Origin of the sequence: Pseudomonas khavaziana (genome assembly GCF_036704165.1) — a bacterium.
Classification (GTDB): domain Bacteria; phylum Pseudomonadota; class Gammaproteobacteria; order Pseudomonadales; family Pseudomonadaceae; genus Aquipseudomonas; species Aquipseudomonas khavaziana.
Genome location: NZ_CP129946.1, coordinates 2,676,959 through 2,703,314, shown reverse-complemented (window position 1 = coordinate 2,703,314; position 26,356 = coordinate 2,676,959). Strand labels below are relative to the sequence as shown.

Below are 26,356 nucleotides of genomic sequence, written 5' to 3'. Positions count from 1 at the left end.
TCGGCACCACTGCCTGAGCCCCTAAGCTTTTGACTTTCTTGACAGCGCTGGAGACTAGGCATGAGTAGACAAGTGAGGGCGGTATCCCTGGCAGTGACGTTGCTGGCCGGGGCCATGATGGGCAACACCTGGGCAGCTACGCCGATGGTCGCCGTAGCGCCGCAATACGACACCAGCCATGTGTATGTGGCACCGGCGGATGTGGAGCGTTTTGCCCAGAGCTTCCTCGCTACGTTTGGCGGCAAGAGCACGCCCCAGGTGGTGGTCAATGTGCTGCCGGTGCCAAGCAGCACCACCTCGCAACTGTTGCAGACCCCGGCCGGCACGGTGTCGCTGTTCGGCTTCACCACGCCCATTCCCCATCCGTTTGGCCAGGAACGCAATGGCTACCTGGTCAAGGACATGGACGTAGCGCTCAAGGCCGCCCGGGAAAACGGTGCCGCGGTGATCGTCAGCGACTTTCCCGACCCTATCGGTCGCGACGCCGTGGTGCAGTGGCCGGGCGGCGTGAACATGCAGCTCTACTGGCACACCAAGACCCCGGATTACGCTGCCTTCCAGACGGTGCCGGAAAACCGCGTATACCTCAGCGCAGACCGTGCCGACCGCTTTATCAAGGCGTTCGTCGGCTTCTCCCATGGCAAAGTCATTGCCGATGACAAGCAGGCGCCCGGGGTCGACGTCGGCCAGGCCAGCGGTACCTATCGACGCGTCGACATCGAGTCACCATTTGGGCGCATGGCGGTGCTGGTCACCAACGGCCAACTGCCCTACCCCTTTGGCCATGAAACCACCGGTTACCAGGTGGCCGATCTGACCGCCACGTTGGCCAAGGCCACTGGTTCCGGGGCCAAAGTCCTGGTGCCGAGCTTCGACAGCAAAGGCCGGCGCAGCGCGTTGGTGGAATTTCCCGGCGGTTACGTCGCGGAAATCCACCAGCTCACCGCGGCAAAATGATTCGCCGTACAGGCTGGGGCCTGGCCGTGCTGTGGCCGCTGCTTGCCGGCAGCGCCCACGTCGACGCGCAACCGACCCGTCCGGCGATCAAGGCCAATCGTTGGCAGGAGGACTGGTCCGTGCTCAAGGATCCGGCGCTGCGCACGCAACCATTGGACAACCTCAAGTACATCCCGCTGTCCGCCGCCAACCCGTTCACCTATCTGTCTTTGGGTGCGACATTGCGCGAACGCTTCGAGATGAACGACGCCAGCGGGTTCGGTGTGCGCGATGTGCAGCGTGACCGCTACCTGATCCAGCGTTTCCAGGTGCATGCCGACTTGCACCTGGACGAGCACTGGCGGCTGTTCACCCAGCTGGAGGATGTGCGGGCTTATGACAAGACCACGATCGGCGGTGCCGACCAGAACCGTGTCGACCTGCGCCTGGCCTTTGCCGAGTATGTAAAGACCTTCAGCGCCGGCACGTTCAAGGCGCGGGCTGGCCGCCAGGATTTTGCCTTCGACTTGCAGCGCTTCATCTCGTCACGGGACGGCCCGAATGTGCGGCAGTCCTTCGATGCGTTGTGGGCCGACTGGGAAACGCCGCAATGGCGTTTTATCGGGATTGCCAGCCAACCGGTGCAGTACCAGGATGGCCGGCATTTCGATGACAAATCCAACCGTGATGCGCGCTTTCACATGCTGCGGGTCGAGCGGCTGGTGGGCGGCAGCAATGAGCTGTCAGCCTATTACGGCGTCTACGAACGCAGGGCCGCGCACTACCTGGATGCCGACGGCGACGAGACCCGCCAACTGCTCGACACTCGCCTGGGTGGTGCGGCCCAAGGGTTCGACTGGGATATCGAAGCCATGCTGCAAAGGGGCTCGGTGGGCAGCAAGACTATCCGCGCCTGGGCGGGCGGCAGTCGCACCGGCTACACCTTCGACACACTGGCATGGAAACCGCGCATCGGCCTGCAGCTGGATATCGCCTCCGGTGACCGCAAGAGCGGTGACGGTCGCGTCGGCACCTTCAACCCGCTGTTCCCCAATGGCTACTATTTTTCCCTGGCCGGTTATACGGGCTACAGCAACCTGATCCACGTCAAGCCGTCGATCACCGTCAAGCCCATCGCCAAGCTCAGCGTGCAAACCGCCATCGGCCTGCTCTGGCGGCAGACCACCGCGGACGCGGTCTACACCCAGCCCAACCTGGCCGTCGCCGGTACCGCTGGCCAGGGTGAACGCTGGACCGGCGCCTACGGTCAACTGCGCACCGACTACGCTTTTACGTCCAACCTCAGTGGCGCAGTCGAAGCTGTGCACTATGCCGTCGGCCAGACCCTGCGCGATGCCGGCGGGCACGACAGCAACTACCTGGGCATGGAGCTCAAGTTCAGTTGGTAAGCCCAGGCAAGCACACCCGTACAAGCCTGTGGTTGGGTTTACGGCAATAGTAACGCGGATTTTTTAACTGCTCTTATCACTCAAGCAAGGAGATTCAGATGAGCACATTCGTTGCCAAAGACGGTACCCAGATCTACTTCAAGGACTGGGGCAGCGGCAAGCCCGTGCTGTTCAGCCACGGCTGGCCGCTGGATGCCGACATGTGGGAATACCAGATGGAATACCTGAGCAGCCGCGGCTTTCGCACCATTGCGTTCGACCGCCGTGGTTTCGGCCGCTCGGACCAGCCCTGGACCGGTAATGACTACGACACCTTCGCCGACGATATCGCCCAGTTGATCGAACACCTGGACCTGCAGGACGTGACCCTGGTGGGCTTTTCCATGGGTGGTGGTGACGTGGCGCGCTATATCGCCCGCCATGGCAGCGCCCGTGTCGCCGGCCTGGTACTGCTGGGGGCGGTGACGCCGATCTTCGGCCAGAAACCCGACTACCCCCAGGGCGTCCCCGCTGACGTATTCGATGGCATCAAGGCAGGCCTGTTGAAAGATCGCGCGCAATTCATCAGCGATTTCAACACCCCGTTCTTTGGCCTCAACAAAGGCCAGGAAGTCTCGGAGGGCGTGCTCACCCAAACCCTGCAGATCGCCCTGCAAGCCTCGCTGAAATCCACCGTGGACTGCGTCACCGCGTTCTCGCAAACCGACTTCCGTCCCGACATGGCCAAGATCGACGTGCCGACCCTGGTGATCCATGGCGACGGCGACCAGATCGTACCTTTCGAGACCACCGGCAAGGTCGCGGCCGAGATGATCCAAGACGCGCAATTGAAGGTCTACAAGGATGCACCCCACGGGTTTGCTGCGACCCACACCCAGCAGCTCAATGAAGACCTGCTGGCGTTCCTGAACCGCTGAACCGCTTGAAACCTCCTCTCCTTGTTTGGCCGGGCTCGCCCTAATGCCAGTCAGTTAAGGCTTTTTTGTAGGAGCGAGCTTGCTCGCGAAAAACTTACAGGCGCCGCGTTCATTCAGCAAAGACGCGTTATCGTTGACGTTTTTCGCGAGCAAGCTCGCTCCTACAGAAGGCGATGACCGCTTAACTGACTGGCATTAGGGCTCGCCCGGCCTTTTTTTGCTCAGGCAAAACGCTGAGCCACTATCAGCCGGCCCGGCCCGGCAATGAGGATGCTGGTAAAGATGATCAACAGCAGCCAGCCGAACTGCCCCTCGAACAGCGTCCACTCCGGGTGCACCACCAGCAAGGCAATCACCAGCACCGCCAGGATCGGCAGGCAGGCCAGACGCACCAGTACACCCGCGATGATCAGCAGCGGGCACAGCACCTCGGCGAAAATCGCCAGCAGCAAGGTGACCTGGGCCCCAAGATGAAACGGGTCTTCGATCAGCTTCAACTGTTCGCCGTAGTTGAGCAATTTGGGCAATCCATGTACCCACAGCAGGAACAGCGCCCCGCTGACCCGCAGGAACAACAACCCGATATCCTGATTTCTTGCTTCGTTCATAGACCACCTGTGTCCGTCGACAATGACTGACCGCAGTGTCTCCACAGTCGCACCCATGCGCTTGCAGGCTTGTGCTGACCTCAGGCCATCGCAGCCGCGAACCCCGCGACGATTTCATCGATCACCACTCGCACCCGCGCGGTATGGCGCAGGTCAGCGTGGGTGACCAGCCACACGTCATAGGGCAACGGTCGCGTGCGTTGCGGCCACAGGCGTACCAGGCCGTCGCGCTCGCCGGTGAGGATCGGCAGCTCACCGATGCCGATCCCGGCGGCGATGGAGCGGCGTACCAACAGGCTGGAACTCAAAGCGGCGACGATGCGCCCGCGACCCAAAGGTTCGCACGCCAGGGTCAGGTCTTTCTGGCTTTGCAGGTGCGGCTGGTAAACCACCAGGTCATGCCCATCGAACAAACTGCCCGGCTCCGGCGCGCCGTGGCGGTCGATATATGCCTGGGACGCAAACAACCCCACCGGCCAACGCCCGACAAGACGGGCAAGCAGGTCGGGGCTGTCCGGGCGCGCGTTGCGTACGGCGATATCGGTCTCGCGCTTGGCCAGGCTGAGGAATTGGGTGGAGGCGTCCAGCTGCACGCGCACATCGGGATGCTGGTCGTGCAGCCGCGCAATGGCCGGGATCAGGAAATCAATGGCAAGGGAGTCGGTGGTGCTGACGCGCACAGTTCCGGTGAGGCGGTCATCCATGCCCTGGATCTGGCGCTCGAGGTCCAGGGCTGAGCGCTCCATTTTCTCCACCGAACGCAACGCGGCCTCCCCCACAGCCGTCAGTGCAAAGCCGTCGCTGGTGCGCAGGAACAAGGTGGCACCCAAGGATTTCTCCAAAGCATTGATCCGTCGCCCTACCGTGGCCTGGTCCACCCCCAACACCCGGGCGGCGCCGCGCGATGTCGTCGCACGGCATACCGCCAGGAACACCCGCGCATCATCCCAATTCATAGCGACCCCCAACGATGCGTATTTGCAGCATTGTGCTGCTTATTCGCTGCATTATTGCATCACCAGAGCACGCTATGCTAAGCAGCGAAGAAAGACACCCGTATGCGCCCCCTAGGGTTGCATTGCCACCGTAACCCGGCATGATCTGGCTGAACTGCCGACTATGCGCCACGGTCCCAACTCATACGCTCATCGCTACAGGAACTCTTCCATGACGCTTCCCCAAGAAATGACCCTGATCGAAATCGCCACCCCGGGTGGCCCCGAAGTCTTGCAGCCACGTCGAGCAGACGTGCCGGTGGCCGGGCCTGGCGAGATTCTGATTCGCGTGCACGCCGCCGGGGTCAACCGCCCCGACGCTCTGCAACGCGCCGGCAAATACCCGATGAAACCCGGCATGAGCCCGATTCCAGGGCTGGAAGTGGCCGGTGAAGTGGTGGCGCTGGGCAGTGGCGTGAGCGACTACAGCCTGGGCGACAAGGTCTGCGCCCTGACCAATGGCGGCGGCTATGCCCAGTTTTGCGCGGTGCCGGCCAGCCAGGCGCTGCCGATCCCGGCGGGCATGGACTGGATCCAGGCGGCTGCCGTGCCGGAAACCTTTTTCACGGTCTGGGCCAACCTGTTTGGCCTGGGCGGTGCGCACAAAGGCCAGCGCGCCTTGATCCACGGCGGCACCAGCGGCATCGGCACCACCGCGCTGATGCTTTGCCAGGAGTTCGGTATCCAGGCGTTTGCCACCGCCGGCAGCGCTGACAAATGCGCAGCGATTGCCAAGCTGGGCGCCGAGCCAATCAACTACCGCGAACAGGCATTTGCCGAGGTCATCGCCCAACAGACCGATGGCAAAGGCGTGAATGTGATCCTCGACATCATGGGTGCCTCATACCTGAACGACAACCTCAAGTCCCTGGGCATGGACGGCCACCTGGTGATGCTCGGCTTCCTCGGCGGCGGCAAGGCCCATGACGTCGACCTGCTGACCATCATGGCCAAACGCGCAGTGATCACCGGCTCGCTGCTGCGTGCCCGCACCCGCGACGAAAAGGCCGCGATTGCCGAGCAACTGCGCGAATATGTATGGCCGGTGTTGAGCGCTGGACGCTGCCTGCCGATCATCGACAAGGTCTACGAATACACCGACGCCGCCCAGGCCCATGCGCGGATGGAGGGTGGGGATCATATTGGCAAGATTGTGTTGCGGGTCGAGTGAGGTGCTTTCTCAATCCCTGGCGACCGGCTTAAGCGTACATCGCCCTCTGTAGGAGCGAGCTTGCTCGCGAAAAACGTCAACGATCACGCGTGCTTGCTGAATGAATGCGGCGCCTGTGAGTTTTTCGCGAGCAAGCTCGCTCCTACAAAAAAGGGCTTGCCCGCGAAGATGTTGGCTGACCCACCGTCATCGGGGGCAAGCCCCCTCCCACATAATGCGTGTGTCACTCTGGTTCGGCATACACCGGATAATCCACATACCCCGCCTGCGTCCCGCCATACAACCCTTCTGCCTTCAACGCATTCAACGGCCAGCCATTGAAGATACGCTGGGGCAAGTCCGGATTGGCAATGAACGGGCGGCCGAACGCGATCAGGTCCGCCAGCCCGGCCTCGACCAGTCGAGCACCGCGCTCGGCGGTGTAGCGGCCGGCGTAGATGATCCTGCCGCTGAAGGTACTGCGCACCGCCCGGCGAAAGGTCTCCGGCAGGTCGGGGGCGTTCTCCCAGTCGGCTTCGGCGATGGACACATAGGCGATGCCCGAGGCTTCCAGCACCTTGATCGCTTCGATATAGGTGTGATGCGGGTCTTCTTCTACCAGGCCGATGTAGACCCGGTCCTGGTCGGTGCCACTGAACAACGGCGAGAAGCGCACGCCCAGGCGCTCAGGCCCGACCACCTTGCACACGGCCTCAACAATCTCGCGCAGCAAACGCAGGCGATTGTCCAGCGAACCGCCGTATTCGTCTTCACGACTGTTGGAATGGGCTGAAATGAACTGGTTGACCAGGTAACCGTTGGCCGCGTGGATTTCCACGCCATCGAACCCGGCATCCAGGGCATTGCGTGCGGCCTGGGCGTAATGCCCGACCAACTCTTCGATCTCCAGCGTCGTCAGCGCCCGGGGCACAGGCGGTTGCACCAGTTCTCCGACACCCGGGCCGGTTTCGATAAAGGCCTTGGCTTGCAGCGCCGGCAGCGCCGATGGGGCTACCGGGGCCGCACCATCGGGCTGCAAAGCGTTATGGGACACCCGTCCTACATGCCACAACTGCGCAAAGATCACCCCGCCCTCGGCGTGCACCGCTGTCGTGACCTTGCGCCAGCCATCGATCTGCGCCGGGCTGTAGATACCTGGCGTCCAGGCGTAACCCTGGCCACGGGGCTCGATCTGCGTGCCCTCGCTGACCATGAAGCCGGCACTGGCGCGCTGGCGGTAATACTCGGCCATCAGGTCGGTGGCAATATCCCCCGGTTGGGCGCTGCGCTGGCGTGTCAGGGGCGGCAGCACGATGCGATTGTTCAAGCGGTGATGCCCCAGTTTTATTGAGGTATTCAAGATGCAGTCAGGCATGGGTTATTCCAAATTCAGGGCGAACGAAAACAGTGGCGACTCCTGGGAGTCGCCAAATGCACATAGCGGTTGGTTGACTTAAGCGATGAGGGTCAGCAGGGCCTTGGCCACCTCGCTGGAGCTACCAGGGTTCTGCCCGGTCACCAGCAAGCCATCGACGATCACGAAGGATTGCCAGTCGCTACCCTTCTCATACTTGCCGCCCAACTTCTTGAACTCATCTTCAATCAGGAACGGCACCACATCGGTCAACTCCACCGCTGCTTCTTCCGAGTTGGAAAACCCGGTCACACGGCGGCCCTTGATCAACGGCTCACCGTTGACCGCCTTGACGTGACGCAAGGCACCCGGGGCATGGCAGACAAAGCCGATGGGCTTGCCGGCCCGTTCGAACGACTCGATCAGCGCGATGGACACCGACGACTCCGCCAAATCCCACAACGGGCCGTGGCCACCTGGGTAGAACACCGTATCGAAGTCGTTGGCATTGATGGTGTCCAACTTGACGGTGTTGGCCAGGGCCTGTTGCGCCGCGGGGTCGGCGGCGAAGCGACGGGTTTGCTCGGTCTGGAAGTCCGGCAGGTCGCTGACCGGGTCCAGAGGCGGCTGGCCGCCCGCTGGAGAAGCCAGCACCACCTCGGCGCCGGCGTCCTTGAAGGCATAGTAGGGTGCGGCAAATTCTTCGAGCCAGAAGCCGGTCTTGCGCCCGGTATCGCCAAGCTGGTCGTGAGAGGTCAGTACCATTAATACGTTCATTTTCCAGTGCCTCGATCGAAGTGGATAACAGGGTTTTCAGGGCTACCCAACAACTGTCGGGTCAGCAGCAGCGCCTCAGCGAACGGCGCAGTGGTACGGGTAATCTTGGCCATGACGCTGGTTCCCAACCACAGCGCATAAAGGCGTTGGGCAAGATTTTGGGGGGCTTGCCCGAAGGTGAGCGAGCCGTCTTCCACGCCGCGTTGCAGGGCTACGGCGAGCAATTCGATGGTGCGTGCAGTCCCGCGTTGCAGGGCCAACCGCATCGGCTCTGACAAGTCCGAGACCTCGGCGCCCAGTTTGACCGCGAGGCATTTGCCGGCATCGGTGCAGCCGGTATGGTTGTCGATCCAGCATTGCCAATAGCGCATCAGCTTGGCGTGGTGGGATAACCCCGGCTGATCGAACAGATCCTGCATGCCTTGGACGTAATGGTCGAAATAGGTATCGAGCAACACCACACCGAACGCATCCTTGGAATTGAAGTAGTGATAAAACGAGCCCTTGGGCACTTCGGCAGCCTGCAGGATTTCGTTCAAGCCCACTGCGGAAAATCCCTTGGCACCGACAATCGATTGCCCACGTTCAAGGATCGCCTGCCGTGCACTTTTGCTTGGGTGGTTCATGCTTGACCTCATCCGATTAGACCAGTCGTCTAGTTCGTTGGGGCCATGTTAGGCAGCGAGGCATTCGCTCACAATGTCATATCCGCAAGGATTCCGGACATGGGCCAAAGTCGGTTGCCGTTTACCTGGCACACGCCGACAATTGCCTCTCCCCCGCCCCTTGGAGAGATGCAATGCACAGCGTTGCGCTGATGGTTTACCCGAATTTCCAGTCCTTGAGCCTCAGCCTGGGCTCGGTGTTCGAGTGCGCCAACCTGCTGCGCGGTGAGCCTGCCTACGAGTTTCACCTGGTGTCGGAAAGCGGCGGCGCGGTGATGACCTCCCAGGGCTTTTCGGTGAACACCACGGCGATCCGGCCAGAGGGCTACGACACCCTGATCGTCAGTGGTTACCTGGAGTTTCGCCTGCCGGAGGCCAACCTGCTGGATCTGGTCAAGGCGGCATCGGCTCAATCGCGGCGCGTGGCCTCATTGTGCATGGGTATTTTCGTGCTGGCCGAGGCCGGTTTGCTGGAAGGCAAGCGCACTACCACCCACTGGATCCACGCGCCGGCGTTTCGCAAGCGCTACCCGGATATCCGCCTGGAAGACGACAAGCTGTTCGTGGTGGACGGCCAGGTGTGGACCGGCGCCGGCATGAGCGCCGGGGTCGACCTGGCGTTGGCCATGGTCGAGAACGACCTGGGCAGCGACCTCGCCCGGCGCATCGCACGCAAGCTGGTGATCGCCCAGCGCCGCGGCAGTGAGCAGTCGCAGTTATCGGCCTTGCTGGAACTGGACCCCAAGTCCGACCGCGTGCAGCTGGCCCTGGCCTATGCCCGTGAAAACCTCACCCACGATTTATCGGTAGAAGCCCTGGCCGACGTCGCCCGGCTAAGCCCGCGCCAGTTCAGCCGGGTGTTTCGCGAAGAAACCGGGCAGACCCCGGCCAAGGCCATCGAGGCCCTGCGGGTGGAAGCGGCGCGGGCGATGATGGAAACCAGTCGCCACCCCGTGGAAGTGGTGGCCCGCGAAACCGGCTTTGGTGATCGCGAGCGCATGCGCCAGGCGTTTCTCAGGGCCTTCGGGCAACCGCCCCAGGCGATGCAGCAGGTGCTGTTCAATCCAGGCTAGGGGCGTGGCCGAGTTGTTGGCGTTCGAACTGTGGGAGGGGGCTTGCTCCCGATAGCGGTGGTCAGTCCCAGCATCAGGTGACTGACCCACCGCTATCGGGAGCAAGCCCCCTCCCACATTTTGATTACGGTGCGCAGCCTTCAACCTCAGCAAAACCCGCCCATCAATGCAGCGAAACCCGGGTAATCAGGTAGCTCACCAGCTGCGGCTCATCCTCCAGCTCAATCGTCTGCACCGGACGCGGCAGGTTATCCAGCACGGTGCGCCAGAACGCCTGGGACACTTCGTCCTGATCATAGAAACGCACCAGCCAATTGGACTCGCCACTGCACAGCACCTGGCTGGCGATGGCGCGGCCAATGCCCTTGCGGCGGTAGCGCTTGAGGATAAACAGGTCGGCCAGTTCCAAGGCGTCGATGCCCGGCAGTTCGCTGCCTTCGATCAACAGGAAACCGGCGATATAGCCATCGACCAGCAACAGGTTGGCGCTCCACTGTGGGTCGTGCCAGTAGCGCGTCAGGTGCTCGTCATGGATATAGAAACGGCCATCGGCCTCGACATCTTCCTGTTCCCAGTCCGAAGACTCGTAGGCGTAGTACTGGTAGAGATTGCGGATCAGCTCGGCGTCTTCGGGGCCGGTCTGGATCAATTCGACGGTGGTTTCAGGCATGGGGCTCTCGGTGAAAAAACGCAGGGCGCCATTGTTCACAAAAGTGCCGGTCACGCCAATGGATTGTCGAATCCTTTCTATTGGCTGAACCGATTGCAGATAGCGCTTGCCCGGGCCAATTTCCTGAAACATTTAGAATAAACTTCGCCGGTTTCCACCTTTCGCTCAAGGACTTGTATTTTGACCAACGTCTGTACCGCCGGCCTGGATGTCGGCTTTGCCTCCCTGGATTACCTGCAGATTTTCATCCTGGGGGTGATCCAGGGCATTACCGAATTGCTGCCGGTATCGTCCACGGCGCATATGCGCGTGGTGCCCGCCCTGCTCGGCTGGCAAGACCCGGGCTCGGCGTTTTCCGCAGCCATGCAGTTGGCGGCGCTGGCGGCGGTGGTCAGTTACTTCTGGCGGGATGTGCGCCAGGTCACCACCGGCAGCATCAGTGCGGTACGCCGGGGCGACTATAACGACCCGTGGTTCAAGCTGGCGGTGGCGATTGTGCTGGCGACACTCCCGATTGGCATTGCCGGCCTCGCCTTGTCTTCGACCTTGAATACCTGCAACTCGCCATTGCGCGGGCTGATGGTAATCGGCATTGCCTGTGTGGTGATGGCGATATTGCTGGCCCTGGCCGAAGTGCGCGCCCGCCACACCCGCGACGTCGGCCAGATGCGCCTGCGCGATGCGCTGATCGTGGGGGTGGCGCAGATCGGCGCGCTGATTCCCGGGGTGTCGCGTTCGGGCTCCACGCTGACCGCAGCGCTGTTCCTGAATTTCAAACGCGAAGAAGCGGCGCGGTTTTCCTTCCTGCTGGGTCTGCCGGCCATCGCCCTGGCCGGTTTGAAAGAACTGTGGGTGCTGCTGCACGCCGACATGCCCGCCCACGCCTGGCCGCATTTGATCTTCGGCCTGGTGGTGGCGAGCATCTCGGCGTTCTTCGCAATCTGGGGCCTGATGAAGTTCCTGGAGCGCTTCTCCACCTGGCCGTTCGTGATCTACCGTGCGCTGCTGGGGGTCTTCCTGATTGTGGCAGTCAGCACCGGGTTGCTTACCTGACGCGATCATTTTTTGTAGGAGCGAGCTTGCTCGCGAAAAATCCAAAGGTACCGCGTACATTCAGGATGCCCGCGTTATCGTTGACGCTTTTCGCGAGCAAGCTCGCTCCTACAGGTTACTGGCGGTCGGCCAGTTCTTCGAGCAGGTCGGCCGAGGGCACGAAGAACAAGCCACCGGTCACTGCCGTACTGAAGTCGAGCAAGCGGTCATAGTTGCCGACCGGGCGGCCGACGAACATGTTTTCCAGCATCTGCTCCAGCGGCTGCGGCGAGCGCGCGTAGCCGATGAAGTAGGTGCCGAACTCGCCGGCGCCCGGGCGGCCGAAGGGCATGTTGTCGCGCAGGATCTTCACTTCCTCACCGTTCTCGTCGGTGATGACGGTCAAGGCGCTGTGGGAGTTGCTCGGCTTGGCTTCTTCGTCCAGTTCGATATCCGCCAGCTTGGTGCGCCCGATCACCTTCTCCTGGGCTTCTACCGTCAAGCTATTCCAGGCGTTCATGTTGTGCAGGTATTTCTGCACCAGCACGTAGCTGCCGCCCTCGAATTGAGGATCTTCGTCACCGACCAGGGTGAATCTTTCGGCCTTGCGCCCTACCGGGTTTTCAGTGCCGTCGACAAAACCGATGATGCTGCGCATATCGAAATAACGGAAACCCTGGACCTCATCCACCACCTTGACGCTCTCGCCCAAGGCGGCCATCAGCTGGGTCGCCAGCTCGAAACACAAGTCCATCTGCTCGGCACGGATATGCAGGAGGATATCGCCAGGGGTCGACACCGCTTTGCGCCCTTCTACCCCGAATTCGCGAAACGGGTGCAGTGCTGCCGGGCGCGGGGCGCCGAACAGCCGGTCCCACGCATCCGAGCCAAAGCCGCAGACGCAGGTCAGGTTGCCCGACGGCACGCGCTTGCCCACCGAACGTACAAGGCCGGCGATGTCGGCACACCAGCCACGCACGTTATCAACCGCATCAGGGGCCAGGGTGGCGACCATGAAAATCGCGCTGCTGGTGATCGGGTGGCACACAGACTGCGGTTCGAGCGGTGGCTGGACAGGGCAGGTTTTCATCAGGCAGATCCATAGGCTAAGGTCGGTTTGAACCGACGCAGGTTAGCAGATCAGCCGTGACAACTGGCCCACACCTGGCGAATCAACGCTTTCATCTTGAGCGCCTCGGCCCAGCGATCAGTGAGTTCCCGACCCTTTGCATCGGTGATCGCATAGGGTGGCGGGCCCAGTTCGCAGGTGAAGGACAGGCTCCGGGGCGTGTCGGCGCGCGTCAGCCAGTCGTCGATCCCATAGCGCCACCAGCTGGTAAAGCGCTCGACCCAAGGCTGGTGCTGAGGAAAATCCAGGCCCACCTGCACCTGTTCGCTGCTGGCGATGCGGCCATGAAAACCCCAGCTATGGCGCAGGATCGTGCGTATCTGCTCGTCGTCTTGCAAGGCGCCGGGTTCTGGCAACTCGCGGCCGACGACGTAGTGAGACAGGTCCGCGAGCAGTTTCAGGTCGGGCATCTGCGCCAGCAGGTCGAGGGTGAACAACAGATCATTGGTCAGTCGATAACGGTGGGTTTCCAGCAGGATCGGAAAGTCCACCTGTTCGGCCAGGCGTTGCCAGCCTTCGATCAGCCTGGCCGCCTCGGCCTGGGTACGCGGACGCACATCGGCTTGCAGGGTGAGGTGGTGGCAACCGTAGCGGCTGATCACCTCCAGTGCAGCGGCCAGGTCATCCACCGATTGCGGGAACAACTGGCCTTCGATCTGCAAACCCCTGGCCGTGGCGGCAGCGTGCAGGCGCGGGACGGCGGCGGGCGTCCAGTAATGGTCGGTGATGCCGTCGAAACCGGCGGCGGCGATGCGGTCCAGCTGCGTGTCGAGGCTGCCGGGCTCGGTTTGCATGGCCCACATCGATTGGAATACCAGAAGTTGACGCATATCAGCCTCGCAACAGTGGTTTGAGAGACACATCGGCATCTGCCAGGCTGCCCGGGTTGAGCACCGTGCCCGCTGCAATCAGGCGTTCGCACAGCTTGATGTCCCTGGCCGCAGCGTTGCCCGGCGCCCAGCCGCAGGCACCTTGCAACCGGGCATCGGCGTCGAGGTAAAACAGCAGCAGGCCAGCGCCAGGCAGCGCGCGGCTGACCGTGCGTGCAGTCATCACCCCGACAGTCTGCAAACCCCAGTCGTATTGGTCGGACCAGAAACCGGGGAGCGTCTCGAATGGCAGTGCTCGCCCCAGCAGGTTCAACGCGGCGTGCCGCCCCTGGGCCTCGGCGTTGCGCCAGGTTTCCTGACGCTGATAGACGCCAGCGAGACGAAACTCGCAGACATCCCCCGCCGCATAGATATCCGCCGCGCTGGTGCGCAATTGCGCGTCGACACGAATGCCCTGCCCGACTTCCAGCCCTGCCGCCGCCGCCAGCTCGATATTGGGTTGCATGCCGATGCCGGCCACCACCAGGTCACAAGGCAGCCGCTGCCCATCGACCAGTTGTACGGCGTCGGCGTGGATGCATTCCACGGCGACGTTCAAGCGCACGTCCACACCCTGCTCACGATGCAGCGCCAGCAGCGCTGCACTGATCGGCGCCGGCAACACCCGGCCCGCCAAGCGTGGCCCGGCTTCAAGCAGCGTGACCTCACACCCCAGCCCCCGGGCGGTCGCGGCCACCTCGAGGCCAATAAAACCACCACCGATCACGACCACCCGGGTGCCGGAACGCAACCTGTCACGCAGGGCCAAGGCTTCATCGTGGGTACGCAGGTAAAGCACAGGCGCCTGCGCCTCGGGCAAGCGCCGCGCCCGGCCGCCGGTAGCCAGCAACAACCCGGTATAGGTCAACCATTGGCCATCGGCCAGTTGCAGCCGGTGTTGCTGCGTGTCCAGGCGGCTCACCGGGTTGCCGGCGATATGCTCGATGCCCAGCGCTGCCAGCCGTGCGTTGTCGCACAGGCTGCAGCCCGCCAGGTCGGTCGAGCCTTGCAGCACACCTTTGGAAAGCGACGGCCGTTCATAAGGCAAGTGCGCTTCATCACCGATCAGGATCAGGCGCCCGGTGTAGCCTTCTTCACGCAAGGTCAATGCAGCACGGCCACCGGCGTGACCGGCGCCGACGATAATCAGGGCCTGGCTCATCTTTCGGCCGTGACGGCGAGCAATACCCGCCCCGCTTCGACCCGCACCGGGTAGGTCTTGAGGTTGACGCACACCGGCGCGCCCAGGGCTTTGCCGGAACGGTAATCGAAGCGTCCGTTGTGCTTGGGGCATTCAATCACGTGGTTCATCACCAAACCGTCCGCCAGGTGGATTTTCTCGTGGGTGCACAGGCCGGCGGTGGCGAAGAACTCATCCTCGGCAGAGCGGAACACCGCATAGGTGTGCGCGCCGTGGTCGAAGCGCAGTACGTCTTCGGGGTCTATTGCGCCCACGGCGCAGACATCGATCCATTGATCGTTCATGGCATTGTTCTCTTGTACGAAGGATGAAGATCAGCCAGCAGAGGCTTCTGCGTGGAGGGCGGCAGGGGCGGATTGCGCCTTTGGGCGAATCGGACGCTGGACGAAATAGCTCGGGTCGCTGCGCTGTTTGCGGATCGTCGCGATGATTTCCCTGTAGGCCTCGAACAGGTTGGCGTACGGCGGCGGGCAGTCGCTGCGGATTTCTTCGTGCAGTTGTTCAAGTGCGTGGTAAGGCACCATCGGATACATGTGGTGTTCGAGGTGGTAGTTCATGTTCATGTAGATAAAGCGCAGCACCCGGTTCATGTAGATGGTGCGGCAGTTGCTGCGGTGGTCGAGCACATCTTCGGCCAGGCCCACATGCTGGCTGAGCCCAAACAGGTAGCCGAGCCAGGCACCATAGAGACTGGGCAAGCCCACCAGCATCAGCGGTAGCCAACTGTGCAGGTACAACGCGGTGCCGATGATCAGCGCATAAATCCCAATCCATATACGGGCGGCACGGAACACCTTGGGCCACTCGGTTTCGGGGATGAAGTCCTGCTCCTGGGCACTCATGCACCCCAGCGCATGGCGGGCCACGCCGCTGAAGGTCTTCCAGGCCAGGGGCAGGTTGAACAGGCTGAGGGCCATCATCCACAGGCTCGGCGGGCGCGGCTCGACGATCTCCGGGTCGCGGCCGACGACAATGGTGTCGGTGTGATGACGGGCATGGCTCCAGCGCCAGACGTGGGGTTCGAACAGGCACATGAAGCACGCGACCTGGTACAGCCCATCGTTCATCCAGCGGGTCTTGAACGCGGTGCCGTGGCCGGTTTCATGCCAGCGCGGGTTGGACGCGGTGCCGTAGAGCACGCCATAAGCCAGGAAGAATGGCACACAGGCCCAGGAGCCCCAGAACCAGTAACCACCAACGCCTGTGACCAATAGCGTCGAAACCCATATGGCCGTATCGAGCAAGGCCGGGCCGTCGCGGCGCTGCATCAGTTCTTTCATACGTTTGCGCGAGATAGGCGACTGGTACCAGCTGGCCGAGACCAGGCCCTTTTCCGCGGCACGTGCCGCTTCGGGACCAGTGAGGCTGTAGTCGCGCCGGGCGCGGTAAGCGGTGTGTTCAGGCATTGTTATTGTTCTCCGCAAGCGTGAGGTTTCAGGTGCTTTGCGGAACCCACCATAGAGCGCAGCCAAATCACCCTCAAGGCCTTGAATCCATTCCCTATCAAGCTATCATCCAGCCCCAGCGGGACTTGATAGTTTTCTATCAAGACGCTCAAGGGGCCTGCCAATGCACAACCATAAACGCCCAACCATCGCCACCGTCGCCGCCCACGCGGGGCTCAGCGTGGCCACCGTCGACCGGGTATTGAACGCCCGCGCCCCGGTCAACCCGGGCACGGCCGAACAGGTGTTCCAGGCCGCCGAAGCCGTGGGCTACTTCGCCGCGCGACTGATCGGCCAGCGCATTCGCGAACGCCGGCCCACCTACCGATTCGGCGTGTTGTTGCTGGGCACCGCCCAGGCCTTCTATGCCAACCTCGCCCAGTCCATCAGCGATGCCGCGCAGCATCACGCCAGCGCCAACCTGAGCTGCCAGTTCGACTACATCAACGACCGTTCCCCGAGTGCCATCGTGGCGCAGATCGAGCAACTGGCGGTGCAGTGCGACGCCCTGGCGGTGGTCAGCTTCGCTCATCCGCTGATCAACGCCTGCCTGGCGCAGATCCGTGACGCCGGCGTGCCGGTGGTTGCCCTGCTCTCGGATATCCATGAACAGGCCCTCGAACCCTATGTGGGCCAGGACAACCACGTCGTCGGGCGCACCATGGGCTGGCTGCTGGCACACACCTGCGGCGCACGCAAAGGCAGCGTTGGCATTTTACTTGGCGGCCATCGTTTCCTCGGGCACCAGGCACGGGTCAAAGGCTTGCACAGCTACCTGGCCGAGCACGCACCGGGCCTTAAGCCGTTGGAGCCGCTGATCAACCTGGATAACTGCGACATCACCGAGGAAGCCACCCTCGACCTGCTCGCCCGCCACACCGACCTGCGCGGCCTGTGCGTGGTGGGCGGCGGCGGTGACGGCGTGATCAACGCCCTGGCGCAACTCCCCAAGCGCCCGGCGCTGTGTTGCATTCTGCAGGAGTCAACCGAACTGTCACGCCAGGCGTTGAGCCGCGGCTTGATCGATGTGGTGATGGACTCGCAGCCGCGGCAGACGGCCGCGGCGCTGGTGCAACTGCTGGTGCAGTTGCTGAATGACGAAGGCTTCGATCCAGGGCGGCATCGGGTGCATATACCACCGCAGATAGTGACCTCGGAAAACATGGGCACCTGAGACATGGAGAGGACAATGCGGGGCGGTGCGACGATTCAACTTGCGCCGATGACGACGGCCCCGTCAAAAACTCGGAGGCTGACACCCCGCTAGCGGAGCATGGATGTCTACTCCGTAGCAGTCCCAGGTAACCGCGATGCGCAGCGAGCCGCTCTTGATCTTGATCTGCTTTTGATCTTGATCTCAGGCGCCCCGTTAAACCACGCTGGCCGGAATTCGACAGGAATTTGGGGGGTAAACCGGCAGGGATGCCGGTTTAGCCGCCCCGCGCCATGGATGGCGCGCGGCGGCGGCCCCCCAAATCCCTGTCGGATTACGGGCACACCGAGCCTAGGCGAGGTGCCGAGTGGTGGGGCAAGAGCCCTTTGGTTACTTTGGGGCTCTTTTCCAAAGTGACCCGCCGTCAGGGCGGAACCCTAAGTGGCCGTTACCGCAGAAATGGATATGTACTCGGTATGATCCAACATCCTGGTCGGCTGTCAGGCCGCCATCGGGAGCAAGCCCCCTCCCACACTTGGATCGCGGGGCATCAGTTAGTTAGCGGTCGGTTGTCAGGCAGCCATCGGGGGGCAAGCCCCCCACACTTGGATCGCTGGGCATCAGTTAGTTAGCGGTCGGCTGTCAGGTTGCCATCGGAGCGACCCCTCCCACATTCAATCTGCACTCGGACAATCATTCACCGCCCGCGAAAATCCCCTGCATCCAAGCCAAACCGACTCATCTTGTTATACAGCCCACCCCGCGACACGTTAAGTTGCCGGGCCGCCAGGCGAATATTGCCACCCGTGTTTTTCAGCGCGGCGACGATGGCGTGCAGTTCATGGCTGCTCAGATCCTGGGCGGGCTGGGGCTGGTAAAGGCGCAGCGTCTCCCGTTGCTGGGTTTCCAGCGGCAAATCAGCCGGCTGGATCAACTCGCCCATCGCCAGGTTGGTCGCCCGTTCGATGGCGTTTTCCAGTTCACGCACATTGCCCGGCCAGCCATGGGCTGACAGCAGCGCCAGCGCCTCCGGCGAGAAACCCTGCACTGGCTTACGCAACGAACGCACACAGCGCTGCAGGAAATGCCGTGCCAACAGCGGAATATCCTCGCGACGCATACGCAACGGCGGCACGGTGAGGTTCAACACATTGAGGCGGTAGTAAAGATCCTCACGAAACGCACCTTCGGCCACTGCCTGGCTCAAGTTGCGATGGGTGGCGGCGATGATGCGCACGTCCACTGGCCGCGAATTTTTCGCGCCCACGCGGGTCACTTCTCCCTCTTGCAACACCCGCAACAGGCTGACCTGGGCATCGAAGGACATATCGCCAATTTCATCCAGGAAGATGGTGCCGCCATCGGCCAATTCAAATTTGCCCGCCGACCCACCCCGTGCCGAGCCGGTGAACGCGCCTTCGACATGGCCAAACAGTTCGCTCTGTACCAGGTCCCGGGGGATGGCGCCGCAGTTGACCGCCACGAACGGGCCGTTGCAACGCTCGCTCGCGTTATGAATGGCCTGGGCAAACAGCTCCTTGCCGGTGCCGCTTTCGCCGAGGACCAAGGTGGTGGCGTCGCCGCGACTGGCAATGCGCCCCAGGTGCAACGCGTCCTGGATCGCCCGCGAGGTGCCCTGGATGGTATCGAAGGTGTAGCGAGCCTGGGTGCCGATAAGGCGCCGGGTGATTTCGCGGATGCGACGGTTTTCGCGTACCGACACGATCACCCCGCCCTGCTCCAGCGGGCATACCGAGACCAGGCACGCGAGCTGGCTGCGGTCGTGCAGCTCGAAGGTACAATCGAGGTCGCGCACCGGCTCACCCAGCGCGCCACCCAACTCACTGCGCCCCAGGCGCTGGAACGAACTGCCGATCAGCTCCAGCCCCACCCCGAACAACTGCCGCGCATAACGGTTGAGTGCCTTGATGCAGCCGCGCTCATCCAGTACCACCAAGCCTTCGTTCAGCACTTCGAGCACCGCTTGTTGTTCTTCCAGCAACACCTGCAGCGCCATCTGTCGCGACACCGCTTCGGCGGCCGCCTGGACGGTGCCCAGGGTATGGAAATGAAACCAGCCGGGCTCGGCGGTCAGCGTGAGCATGGCCAATGTCAGGCCCTGGGCATCCTTGATCGGCGCGGCGGCGCAGTGCATGCGGCGCTGGCGCAGGGCGCCGGCAAAGTTCTCCTCGGCCAACACGTACATCAGGCGGTCTTCGGCCAGCGCCAACCCGGTACAGTTGGTGCCCTGTACCGATTCCAACAGGCGACTGCCGACGGGGGTGATATCCAGCCCGCAGAAATACAGGGTGGTGCCCTCGGCATCGGTAAGGTTGATATGGCCACGTGGGTTATAGGCCAGCAAGCCGTGCATGACTTGCGCGGCGGCGGCGATCAATACGCGGTGATTGGCCAGGGTTGCCGCCAGCGCTTGGGCGGCAACGAAACGGTAGCGGCTGTCCTCGGGATCGATACCTGCCTCGACGCTGCGTCGCCAGGAATCCCAGATGACCTGGCGTACCTCGGCCGGGCGTTCGAGCTGGCCAGACAGACACGCTCGCCAGCCCTGCTCCAACGCAGCGACGGGGCCGTCATTCAGCGCATCAGGTCCAAGGGCCGTGAGGTATTCGAGGTCTTGCACGCTGAATGTGAGGCTCATCAAGGCATCCATGTTCATATTTTTGACATGTCAGTATAGACATGTCATCTGAATGAACACATTTTGTTTACTGATTTTAATAACCTATTAAAAATCAGTTAGTTATGAGTTGGCACACCCCTTGCTCTTACCTCTATGCCAGCCAGGACTGTCCTGCGGGCCAACAATAAAAAGGGGTCACTTCATGAGTACACAGAATATCCGCCTGGGTTTGATCGGTGCCGGTCGCATGGGCAGCTTCCACGGCCTTACGGCGGCGCGCCACATCCCCGGTGCCTGCCTCGCCGCCATCGCCGATCCTACCCCAGGCCAGGCCGCACGCCTGGCAGCAGAGCTGGGGGTGGACAAGGTCTACACCGACCCGCAACAGCTGGTGGACGACCCGGACATCGACGGCGTACTCATCGCCGCCCCCGCCCGCAGCCACGCCGAACTGGTGATCAGCGCCGCCCGCGCCGGCAAAGGTATCTTTTGCGAAAAACCCATGGCGATCACCCTGGATGAAGCCGATCGCGCCATCGCCGCTGCCGCCGACGCCCGCGTGCCGTTGCAGGTCGGTTTCAATCGGCGTTTCGCCAAGAGCTTCCGTACCGCCCACCTCGATATCGCCGCCGGCCGCATCGGCACGCCGCAGTTACTGCGCTCGTTGACCCGCGACCCGGCGCTGAACAACCCAGCCGCTTCACCACAATGGGTGATCTTCCTGGAGACCCTGATCCACGACTTCGACACGCTGCGCTACCTCAACCCCGGCGCCGAAGCGGTGCAGGTATATGTGATGGCCGACGCGCTGATCGCCCCAGCGTACAAAAGCCAAGGCTTGCTCGACACCGCCGTGGTCACGATCCGCTTCGACAACGGCGCCATCGCCACCGCCGAGGCCAACTTCCAGGCGGTGTATGGCTACGATGTGCGCGGTGAAGTGTTCGGCAGCCAAGGCATGCTGAGCATGGGCAGCCTCAATGACTGCGACCTGGTGCGCTACCTGGCCGAGGGCATCCAGGCCGACACCCAACGAATGGACACTGACCTGCTGCGCGACGCCTACATTGCCGAACTCAACCACTTTGTCGACTGCCTGCGCAACGGCGCCAAGCCCCTGGCCAGCGGTGAGGATGCGCGCGCGGCCCTGGCGATTGCGCGCGCTTGCATCGAGTCGTACGAAACCGGCAAGTCTGTGGCCGTGCAAGGGGCGCGGCCATGATGCCGTTCAAATTAGCCGTCAGCGCCGAGATGGTGTTCCTCGACCTGCCCTTCATCGAACGGGTCAAACGTATCCACGCCCTGGGGTTCAGCGCCGAAATCTGGAGCTGGACCGACAAGGACATCGACGCCCTGGCCGCGACCGGCGCGGACTTCACCTCGATGACCGGCTACATCAGCGGCACCCTCACCGACCCCGAAGGCAGTCGCCAACTGCTCGACAGCGCCCGCGAATCCCTGGGCATCGCCAAGCGCCTCAATTGCCCCAGCCTCAACCTGCACGGCACCGGCCTGGGCGACGGCGGCCTGCCGACACAACCGGTCAGCCAGACCTCGGGGCGCATGTGGCTGAGCGCCTGCAAGACCCTGGAAAAAATCGCGCGCCTGGGGGAAGACGCCAGCCGTGTGTTCCTGCTGGAAAACCTCAACACCGCCGTCGATCACCCCGGCACGCCGTTCGCCCGCGCCGACGAGACCCTTGCGCTGATCGAAGCCGTGGGCAGCCCGCACCTGAAGATGAACCTGGACCTTTACCACGCGCAGATCGGCGAAGGAAACCTGATCGAATTGATCCAGCGCGCCGGCAGCGCCATTGGCGAAATCCAGGTGGCCGACGTGCCCGGGCGCAAGGAGCCCGGCACCGGCGAAATCCACTACCCGGCGATTGCCCGTGCGCTGCACGCCATGGGCTACACCGGCGTAATCGGCCTGGAGGGCTGGGCCAGCGGCACCAGCGAATTGGCCCTGGAACGCTTCCGCCAGGCATTCACCCTATAACAATAAAAGGAACACCCTTATGCATCGTTATTCATTGCTAGTGGCCGCGCTGCTGTTGCTGTTCAGCCAATGGACTTTCGCCGCGTACCGCATTGGCGTGAGCATTGCCCGGGTCGACGATAACTTCATGACCTATGTACGTAGCGGCCTTGAGGCCGCGGCGAAACAGCAGGACGTGCAGATCCAGTTCGAAGACGCCCAGGGCGATGTGGTGCGCCAGCTCAACCAGGTCGAAGGTTTTCTCAACCAGAAAGTCGATGCGGTGATCGTGCTGCCGGTCGACACGGCTGCCACTGCCAACATCACCCGCGCCGCCGTGGCGGCCAAGACCCCGCTGGTGTACGTCAACCGCCACCCGGATGAACGCACGCTGCCCAAGGGCGTAGTCACGGTGGCGTCCAACGACATCGAGGCCGGGCAATTGCAGATGCGCTACCTCGCGGAAAAACTCGGCGGCCAGGGCAGCGTGGCGATCATCATGGGCGACCTTGCGCAGAACGCCACCCATGACCGCACCGAAGGCGCCAGGCAGGTGCTAAAGGACTTTCCCGGTATCAAGATCGTCGAGCAGCAAAGCGCCGAGTGGCAACGCAACAAAGGCATGGACCTGACCAGCAACTGGCTGCTGGCAGGCACGCAGTTCGATGCGATCGTGGCCAACAACGATGAAATGGCAATCGGTGCGGCCATGGCGTTGCAGCAGGCGGGCAAGGCCAAGGGCGAGATTGCGATCGTCGGCATCGACGGTTTGCCCGACGGTTTGGCGGCGATCAAGCGTGGGCTGCTTGCTGCCTCAGTGTTCCAGGACCCCAAGGCCCAGGCGACCCAGGCGGTGCAAGCGGCGATCAAGATGATCAAGGGCGAACCGATTGAAGCCGAAGTGTGGGTGCCGTTTGAACTGATCAAGCCCGAACAGGTGGCGGTATTCGAACAGCGCTACAAGTAAACCGAGGCTAAGGATATCCAAATGTGGGAGGGGGCTTGCCCTAATGCCAGTCAGTTAAGCGGTCATCGCCTTCTGTAGGAGCGAGCTTGCTCGCGAAAAACGTCAACGATAACGCGTGTTTGCTGAATGAACGCGGCGCCTGTAAGTTTTTCGCGAGCAAGCTCGCTCCTACAAAAAAGCCTTAACAGACTGGCATTAGGGCTTGCGCCCTTCAATACTGGATCTGAATCAGTCCAGGTCACTCGCGTCATGCCGTTCGGGCAATTGCTCCTCACCCGACACCCGATTCACCCGCCGGCCGCGCTGCACCGCCGGCCTGGCGTCAATTGCGTCGGCCCAACGCAGCACGTGTTTGTATTCATGCACAGAGAGAAACTCCGCCGAGTCGCCGTACAAGCGGCCCTTGACCAGCCCGCCGTACCAGGGCCAGATGGCGATATCGGCAATGGTGTACTCATCGCCGGCGATGTACTCGCTCACCGCCAGGCGCTTGTCCAGCACATCCAGTTGGCGCTTGGCTTCCATGGCAAAACGGTTGATCGGGTACTCCATCTTGCTCGGCGCATAGGCATAGAAATGCCCGAAGCCACCCCCCAGGTAAGGCGCGCTGCCCATCTGCCAGAACAACCATGACAGGCATTCAGCCCGGGCCGCAGGCTCGCTGGGCAAGAACGCGCCGAATTTCTCGGCCAGGTACTGCAGGATCGCGCCGGACTCGAATACCCGAATCGGCGTGGCACCACTGCGGTCCATCAGGGCGGGAATCTTCGAGTTTGGATTCACCGCCACGAAGCCACTGCCGAACTGGTCGCCGTCGCCGATCTTGATCAGCCAGGCATCGTATTCGGCGCCGGTGTGCCCGAGGGCCAGCAACTCTTCGAGCAGGATCGTGACCTTCTGCCCGTTGGGCGTGGCCAGGGAATACAGCTGCAGCGGATGCTTGCCGATCGGCAGCTCTTTATCGTGGGTAGCACCGGCGATGGGCCGGTTGATACTGGCGAAGGTGCCGCCGCTCTCGGTGTCCCAGGTCCAGACCTTTGGGGGTAGATAGTCAGCCATGCCACTGCTCCTCAGGGATTGTGATCAACGAAGCGTTCCAGACTAAACCAAAGACGGGTGGTGCGTCACACCGGCATCCCGGTCTTGTCGAGGCACCTGTACGCGCAGGGCGATAAGCAAGGCCGCGAGCAGCATCAACACACCCGCGCCCGCAAACACCCCACCAATGCCGCTGATGCTGAACATCAACCCGCCACCGGCGGCCCCTGCGGCAATTGCCGACTGCACCGAAGCGACCACCATGCCGCCGGCACTTTCGGCCTGGTCCGGCACGGCACGGGCAACCCAATTGGACCATGCTACCGGTACGCCGCCGAACGCCATGCCCCACAGCGCCAGGAGCAACGCCTGGCCCGGCAGTGACACCGGCAGCCAGACCAGGGCCAGTGCCGCAATGCCCACCAGCACCGGCATCAACACCAATGTCCCACGCGGGTGGCGTACCAGCAGCCAACCGGCGAGCAAAGTGCCGACGAAATTCGCCACACCGAAGCCCAGCAGCATCAAAGCCAGCCCTTGGGTATCGACGCCGGTGGTGCTTTCCAGGAACGGGCGAATATAGGTGAACAATGCGAAATGCGCGGTATGTACCAGTACGCAGCCGAACATGCCCATGGCGATTCCCGGGCGCAGCAACACCTCCAGCACGGTGCGCAGGCGCGCGGTGCCGTTGGGCACCAGGCGCGGCAGGGTGAACGCCTGGAACGCCAGTGTCACCGCACCCACGGCAGCCGCCGCGATAAACGCACTGCGCCAGCCGTACAGGCCACCCAAGTAGCTGCCCAGCGGCACGGCGACCACCGTGCCCGCCGCAATCCCGCTGAAGATGATCGACAGCGCCCGTGGCAGGGAAGCCGCCGGCACCAGGCGCATCGCCACCGCCGCCGCCATGCTCCAGAAACCGCCCAGGGCGATGCCCAGCAGGATGCGCATCAACAACAGCACGGTCAGGCTGGAAGACAGCGCCACCAGCAGGTTGGAGGCGATCATCAGCGTGGAGAACCCCAGCAGCACCACGCGCCGGTCGATGCTTCGAGTCAGCCCGGGCATCAGCAAGCCGGCAAACAACGCCACCACCGCCGTCACCGTCACCGCCTGGCCGGCCAGCGCTTCCGAAACACCCAGGTCCAAGGCCATGGGGGTCAACAAACTGGCCGGCAGGTATTCCGCCGTCAGCAAACCGAACACCCCCATTGCCAAAGAAAACACCGCCAGCCAGGCCGGCTCAGTCACCACCCCGGCAGGGGCTTGGGCTGCATATTCACTCATCACAGGTCATCCTCAGATCATTAGCAAGGCGGCCAGTCTAGGTTTGCCCGGCAGGATGATCTATGATGCAAACCCTTGAGTTTTTGACCGAAACCCCGACCATGACTGCCGCGGATGTTTTTACCCTGTCTTCCGACCTGATCAATGAACTGTTGCGCGGTATGCGCCTGCGCGGTGTGCAGTACCGGCGCATCCAGGCCGGGCCGACCTTCGGCATGGGCTTTGGCGCCAAGCCCGGCCATGCCTATTTCCACTTTCTCGCGGCCGGCCACGTGACCTTGCGCGGCGAGGATGGCGACCTATTCGAACTGTCGGCGGGCAATGCGGTGTTCATCGCCCATGGCGGCGCGCATGCACTGTTATCCGACGCGAGCATCGATGTGCAAGACATCGGCGATTTCGACAGCGCACCGCTGGGAGACGCCGTCTGCGCCGTGGATGCGTCACCCGAGACCGTCCCCAACACTTTGCTGTTCAGTGCCTGCATGGAGTTCGAACTCGGCAGCATCCAGGGGCTCGGCAACCTGATGCCGGCGCTGATGCTGATCGATGCCGGGGGCCAGCGTTACCCTGGCCTGATGCCGATCCTGGCGGTGATGGAACGGGAAGTATCCACGGCCCGTATCGGCTTCGCCGGCATTCTGGCGCGCCTGGCCGATGTGGTGGCGGCGATGATCGTACGCGGCTGGGTCGAATGCGCCTGTGGCAACGCCTCGGGCCTGGTGGCGGCGCTACGCGACCCACGCCTGGCCCGCGCCCTCCTCGCCCTGCACCAGCAACCGGGCCGCGACTGGAGCGTGGCGCAACTGGCCGCGCAGTGCCATACCTCGCGCTCGGTATTTGCCGATCGCTTCCAGGCAATCCTCGGCATACCGCCATTACGCTACGCCACGGAGCTGCGCATGCGCCTGGCCAGCCAGTGGCTGACGCTGGAGCGCATGCCCATCGAAACCGTCGCGCAACGCCTCGGCTACACCTCCCAGGCGGCGTTCAGCCGTGCCTTCAAGCGCATCACCGGGCAACCGCCCGGGGCGGCCCGCAGTTCAATGTAGCGACCGCC

At 62.7% G+C, this 26,356-nt stretch carries 25 protein-coding genes; 11 read left to right on the top strand and 14 right to left on the bottom strand.

Annotation, left to right across the window (positions count from 1 at the left end; translation table 11 throughout):
* The first annotated feature begins 60 nt into the window (after nucleotides 1-60).
* The 3 genes from QYQ93_RS12090 to QYQ93_RS12080 all read left to right on the top strand — a co-directional run bounded on the left by QYQ93_RS12090 (nucleotide 61) and on the right by QYQ93_RS12080 (nucleotide 3,262).
* Entirely contained in the window at nucleotides 61-957 is an 897-nt protein-coding gene (locus QYQ93_RS12090; RefSeq protein ID WP_338477040.1) for a glyoxalase, read from the top strand.
* Nucleotides 954-2,345, top strand: a complete 1,392-nt coding sequence (locus tag QYQ93_RS12085) for an alginate export family protein (RefSeq protein ID WP_338477039.1) — start codon at nucleotides 954-956, stop codon at nucleotides 2,343-2,345. The genes QYQ93_RS12090 and QYQ93_RS12085 overlap by 4 nt, the downstream gene beginning before the upstream one ends.
* 98 nt (nucleotides 2,346-2,443) lie before the next feature.
* Nucleotides 2,444-3,262 carry an alpha/beta fold hydrolase gene (locus QYQ93_RS12080; RefSeq protein ID WP_043051593.1) on the top strand — a complete coding sequence of 273 codons (819 nt, stop codon included), beginning with the start codon at nucleotides 2,444-2,446 and terminating at the stop codon, nucleotides 3,260-3,262.
* Nucleotides 3,263-3,483: 221 nt separating this feature from the next.
* Here QYQ93_RS12080 and QYQ93_RS12075 read toward each other — a convergent pair whose 3' ends face one another.
* Together QYQ93_RS12075 and QYQ93_RS12070 are read right to left on the bottom strand one after the other, a co-directional pair.
* Entirely contained in the window at nucleotides 3,484-3,870 is a 387-nt protein-coding gene (locus QYQ93_RS12075; RefSeq protein ID WP_043051592.1) for a DoxX family protein, read from the bottom strand.
* 80 nt (nucleotides 3,871-3,950) lie between these two features.
* Complete coding sequence (locus QYQ93_RS12070; protein ID WP_043051591.1) at nucleotides 3,951-4,826, bottom strand: LysR family transcriptional regulator; 876 nt, start codon at nucleotides 4,824-4,826, stop codon at nucleotides 3,951-3,953.
* A gap of 211 nt (nucleotides 4,827-5,037) precedes the next feature.
* On the opposite strand from QYQ93_RS12070, the gene QYQ93_RS12065 reads away from it, so the two are divergent.
* Nucleotides 5,038-6,036 carry an NAD(P)H-quinone oxidoreductase gene (locus tag QYQ93_RS12065; RefSeq protein WP_338477038.1) on the top strand — a complete coding sequence of 333 codons (999 nt, stop codon included), beginning with the start codon at nucleotides 5,038-5,040 and terminating at the stop codon, nucleotides 6,034-6,036.
* A gap of 223 nt (nucleotides 6,037-6,259) precedes the next feature.
* Here QYQ93_RS12065 and QYQ93_RS12060 read toward each other — a convergent pair whose 3' ends face one another.
* From QYQ93_RS12060 to QYQ93_RS12050, 3 genes are all read right to left on the bottom strand, one after another.
* Entirely contained in the window at nucleotides 6,260-7,390 is a 1,131-nt protein-coding gene (locus QYQ93_RS12060; RefSeq protein WP_338477037.1) for an alkene reductase, read from the bottom strand.
* Nucleotides 7,391-7,468: 78 nt separating this feature from the next.
* A complete protein-coding gene (locus QYQ93_RS12055) occupies nucleotides 7,469-8,146 on the bottom strand; it encodes a type 1 glutamine amidotransferase domain-containing protein (RefSeq protein WP_043051588.1) in 678 nt (225 codons plus the stop codon).
* Nucleotides 8,143-8,772: a TetR/AcrR family transcriptional regulator gene (locus QYQ93_RS12050; RefSeq protein ID WP_043051587.1), complete on the bottom strand. Its 630-nt coding sequence runs from the start codon at nucleotides 8,770-8,772 to the stop codon at nucleotides 8,143-8,145. Before QYQ93_RS12050 ends, QYQ93_RS12055 begins: the two co-directional genes overlap by 4 nt.
* A gap of 173 nt (nucleotides 8,773-8,945) precedes the next feature.
* On the opposite strand from QYQ93_RS12050, the gene QYQ93_RS12045 reads away from it, so the two are divergent.
* A complete protein-coding gene (locus tag QYQ93_RS12045; protein WP_124377537.1) occupies nucleotides 8,946-9,884 on the top strand; it encodes a GlxA family transcriptional regulator in 939 nt (312 codons plus the stop codon).
* A 163-nt stretch (nucleotides 9,885-10,047) separates the two neighbouring features.
* Here the strand turns inward: QYQ93_RS12045 and QYQ93_RS12040 are convergent, their stop codons facing one another.
* Nucleotides 10,048-10,686: a GNAT family N-acetyltransferase gene (locus tag QYQ93_RS12040; RefSeq protein ID WP_043051768.1), complete on the bottom strand. Its 639-nt coding sequence runs from the start codon at nucleotides 10,684-10,686 to the stop codon at nucleotides 10,048-10,050.
* A 48-nt stretch (nucleotides 10,687-10,734) separates the two neighbouring features.
* Here QYQ93_RS12040 and QYQ93_RS12035 point away from each other — a divergent pair, with 48 nt between their 5' ends.
* The gene (locus tag QYQ93_RS12035) at nucleotides 10,735-11,607 is read left to right on the top strand and encodes an undecaprenyl-diphosphate phosphatase (protein WP_217882249.1); all 873 of its coding nucleotides are present in this window, start codon (nucleotides 10,735-10,737) and stop codon (nucleotides 11,605-11,607) included.
* Between the two features lie 115 nt (nucleotides 11,608-11,722).
* On the opposite strand, the gene QYQ93_RS12030 is transcribed toward QYQ93_RS12035, so the two are convergent.
* From QYQ93_RS12030 to QYQ93_RS12010, 5 genes are read right to left on the bottom strand one after another with little or no spacing between them, the layout of a single operon-like run.
* Complete coding sequence (locus QYQ93_RS12030; protein WP_043051770.1) at nucleotides 11,723-12,676, bottom strand: Dyp-type peroxidase; 954 nt, start codon at nucleotides 12,674-12,676, stop codon at nucleotides 11,723-11,725.
* A 50-nt stretch (nucleotides 12,677-12,726) separates the two neighbouring features.
* Nucleotides 12,727-13,545, bottom strand: coding sequence for a sugar phosphate isomerase/epimerase (locus QYQ93_RS12025; RefSeq protein ID WP_338477035.1), 819 nt, complete (start codon nucleotides 13,543-13,545; stop codon nucleotides 12,727-12,729).
* Nucleotide 13,546: 1 nt separating this feature from the next.
* Entirely contained in the window at nucleotides 13,547-14,746 is a 1,200-nt protein-coding gene (locus QYQ93_RS12020; RefSeq protein ID WP_338477034.1) for an NAD(P)/FAD-dependent oxidoreductase, read from the bottom strand.
* Nucleotides 14,743-15,069, bottom strand: a complete 327-nt coding sequence (locus QYQ93_RS12015) for a MocE family 2Fe-2S type ferredoxin (protein WP_338477033.1) — start codon at nucleotides 15,067-15,069, stop codon at nucleotides 14,743-14,745. Before QYQ93_RS12015 ends, QYQ93_RS12020 begins: the two co-directional genes overlap by 4 nt.
* A 30-nt stretch (nucleotides 15,070-15,099) precedes the next feature.
* Nucleotides 15,100-16,191, bottom strand: a complete 1,092-nt coding sequence (locus tag QYQ93_RS12010) for a fatty acid desaturase family protein (protein WP_338477032.1) — start codon at nucleotides 16,189-16,191, stop codon at nucleotides 15,100-15,102.
* Nucleotides 16,192-16,354: 163 nt separating this feature from the next.
* On the opposite strand from QYQ93_RS12010, the gene QYQ93_RS12005 reads away from it, so the two are divergent.
* A complete protein-coding gene (locus QYQ93_RS12005) occupies nucleotides 16,355-17,404 on the top strand; it encodes a LacI family DNA-binding transcriptional regulator (RefSeq protein ID WP_043051775.1) in 1,050 nt (349 codons plus the stop codon).
* A gap of 676 nt (nucleotides 17,405-18,080) precedes the next feature.
* Here the strand turns inward: QYQ93_RS12005 and QYQ93_RS12000 are convergent.
* On the bottom strand, nucleotides 18,081-20,042 hold the full coding sequence (locus tag QYQ93_RS12000) for a sigma-54 interaction domain-containing protein (protein ID WP_338477031.1): 1,962 nt from the start codon (nucleotides 20,040-20,042) through the stop codon (nucleotides 18,081-18,083).
* A 184-nt stretch (nucleotides 20,043-20,226) separates the two neighbouring features.
* Between QYQ93_RS12000 and QYQ93_RS11995 the strand changes: the two genes are divergently transcribed.
* From QYQ93_RS11995 to QYQ93_RS11985, 3 genes are read left to right on the top strand one after another with little or no spacing between them, the layout of a single operon-like run.
* The gene (locus tag QYQ93_RS11995; RefSeq protein ID WP_338477030.1) at nucleotides 20,227-21,246 is read left to right on the top strand and encodes a Gfo/Idh/MocA family oxidoreductase; all 1,020 of its coding nucleotides are present in this window, start codon (nucleotides 20,227-20,229) and stop codon (nucleotides 21,244-21,246) included.
* The gene (locus QYQ93_RS11990; protein ID WP_338477029.1) at nucleotides 21,243-22,022 is read left to right on the top strand and encodes a TIM barrel protein; all 780 of its coding nucleotides are present in this window, start codon (nucleotides 21,243-21,245) and stop codon (nucleotides 22,020-22,022) included. Before QYQ93_RS11995 ends, QYQ93_RS11990 begins: the two co-directional genes overlap by 4 nt.
* 19 nt (nucleotides 22,023-22,041) lie before the next feature.
* Nucleotides 22,042-22,968 carry a sugar ABC transporter substrate-binding protein gene (locus QYQ93_RS11985; protein ID WP_338477028.1) on the top strand — a complete coding sequence of 309 codons (927 nt, stop codon included), beginning with the start codon at nucleotides 22,042-22,044 and terminating at the stop codon, nucleotides 22,966-22,968.
* Between the two features lie 228 nt (nucleotides 22,969-23,196).
* Here the strand turns inward: QYQ93_RS11985 and yghU are convergent, their stop codons facing one another.
* Together yghU and QYQ93_RS11975 are read right to left on the bottom strand one after the other, a co-directional pair.
* Nucleotides 23,197-24,027, bottom strand: a complete 831-nt coding sequence (gene yghU / locus QYQ93_RS11980) for a glutathione-dependent disulfide-bond oxidoreductase (protein ID WP_046072168.1) — start codon at nucleotides 24,025-24,027, stop codon at nucleotides 23,197-23,199.
* Between the two features lie 42 nt (nucleotides 24,028-24,069).
* Entirely contained in the window at nucleotides 24,070-25,296 is a 1,227-nt protein-coding gene (locus tag QYQ93_RS11975; protein ID WP_338477027.1) for an MFS transporter, read from the bottom strand.
* A gap of 65 nt (nucleotides 25,297-25,361) precedes the next feature.
* On the opposite strand from QYQ93_RS11975, the gene QYQ93_RS11970 reads away from it, so the two are divergent.
* Complete coding sequence (locus QYQ93_RS11970) at nucleotides 25,362-26,348, top strand: AraC family transcriptional regulator (RefSeq protein ID WP_338477252.1); 987 nt, start codon at nucleotides 25,362-25,364, stop codon at nucleotides 26,346-26,348.
* Nucleotides 26,349-26,356: the final 8 nt, after the last annotated feature.

Excerpts from the sequence above, each read along its gene's own strand:
- QYQ93_RS12090 (WP_338477040.1), top strand. The coding sequence starts at position 61 with ATGAGTAGACAAGTGAGGGCGGTATCCCTGGCAGTGACGTTGCTGGCC.
- QYQ93_RS12085 (WP_338477039.1), top strand. The coding sequence starts at position 954 with ATGATTCGCCGTACAGGCTGGGGCCTGGCCGTGCTGTGGCCGCTGCTT.
- QYQ93_RS12080 (WP_043051593.1), top strand. The coding sequence starts at position 2,444 with ATGAGCACATTCGTTGCCAAAGACGGTACCCAGATCTACTTCAAGGAC.
- QYQ93_RS12075 (WP_043051592.1), bottom strand. The coding sequence starts at position 3,870 with ATGAACGAAGCAAGAAATCAGGATATCGGGTTGTTGTTCCTGCGGGTC.
- QYQ93_RS12070 (WP_043051591.1), bottom strand. The coding sequence starts at position 4,826 with ATGAATTGGGATGATGCGCGGGTGTTCCTGGCGGTATGCCGTGCGACG.
- QYQ93_RS12065 (WP_338477038.1), top strand. The coding sequence starts at position 5,038 with ATGACGCTTCCCCAAGAAATGACCCTGATCGAAATCGCCACCCCGGGT.
- QYQ93_RS12060 (WP_338477037.1), bottom strand. The coding sequence starts at position 7,390 with ATGCCTGACTGCATCTTGAATACCTCAATAAAACTGGGGCATCACCGC.
- QYQ93_RS12055 (WP_043051588.1), bottom strand. The coding sequence starts at position 8,146 with ATGAACGTATTAATGGTACTGACCTCTCACGACCAGCTTGGCGATACC.
- QYQ93_RS12050 (WP_043051587.1), bottom strand. The coding sequence starts at position 8,772 with ATGAACCACCCAAGCAAAAGTGCACGGCAGGCGATCCTTGAACGTGGG.
- QYQ93_RS12045 (WP_124377537.1), top strand. The coding sequence starts at position 8,946 with ATGCACAGCGTTGCGCTGATGGTTTACCCGAATTTCCAGTCCTTGAGC.
- QYQ93_RS12040 (WP_043051768.1), bottom strand. The coding sequence starts at position 10,686 with ATGTTTCAGGAAATTGGCCCGGGCAAGCGCTATCTGCAATCGGTTCAG.
- QYQ93_RS12030 (WP_043051770.1), bottom strand. The coding sequence starts at position 12,676 with ATGAAAACCTGCCCTGTCCAGCCACCGCTCGAACCGCAGTCTGTGTGC.
- QYQ93_RS12025 (WP_338477035.1), bottom strand. The coding sequence starts at position 13,545 with ATGCGTCAACTTCTGGTATTCCAATCGATGTGGGCCATGCAAACCGAG.
- QYQ93_RS12020 (WP_338477034.1), bottom strand. The coding sequence starts at position 14,746 with ATGAGCCAGGCCCTGATTATCGTCGGCGCCGGTCACGCCGGTGGCCGT.
- QYQ93_RS12015 (WP_338477033.1), bottom strand. The coding sequence starts at position 15,069 with ATGAACGATCAATGGATCGATGTCTGCGCCGTGGGCGCAATAGACCCC.
- QYQ93_RS12010 (WP_338477032.1), bottom strand. The coding sequence starts at position 16,191 with ATGCCTGAACACACCGCTTACCGCGCCCGGCGCGACTACAGCCTCACT.
- QYQ93_RS12005 (WP_043051775.1), top strand. The coding sequence starts at position 16,355 with ATGCACAACCATAAACGCCCAACCATCGCCACCGTCGCCGCCCACGCG.
- QYQ93_RS12000 (WP_338477031.1), bottom strand. The coding sequence starts at position 20,042 with ATGAGCCTCACATTCAGCGTGCAAGACCTCGAATACCTCACGGCCCTT.
- QYQ93_RS11995 (WP_338477030.1), top strand. The coding sequence starts at position 20,227 with ATGAGTACACAGAATATCCGCCTGGGTTTGATCGGTGCCGGTCGCATG.
- QYQ93_RS11990 (WP_338477029.1), top strand. The coding sequence starts at position 21,243 with ATGATGCCGTTCAAATTAGCCGTCAGCGCCGAGATGGTGTTCCTCGAC.
- QYQ93_RS11985 (WP_338477028.1), top strand. The coding sequence starts at position 22,042 with ATGCATCGTTATTCATTGCTAGTGGCCGCGCTGCTGTTGCTGTTCAGC.
- yghU (WP_046072168.1), bottom strand. The coding sequence starts at position 24,027 with ATGGCTGACTATCTACCCCCAAAGGTCTGGACCTGGGACACCGAGAGC.
- QYQ93_RS11975 (WP_338477027.1), bottom strand. The coding sequence starts at position 25,296 with ATGAGTGAATATGCAGCCCAAGCCCCTGCCGGGGTGGTGACTGAGCCG.
- QYQ93_RS11970 (WP_338477252.1), top strand. The coding sequence starts at position 25,362 with ATGCAAACCCTTGAGTTTTTGACCGAAACCCCGACCATGACTGCCGCG.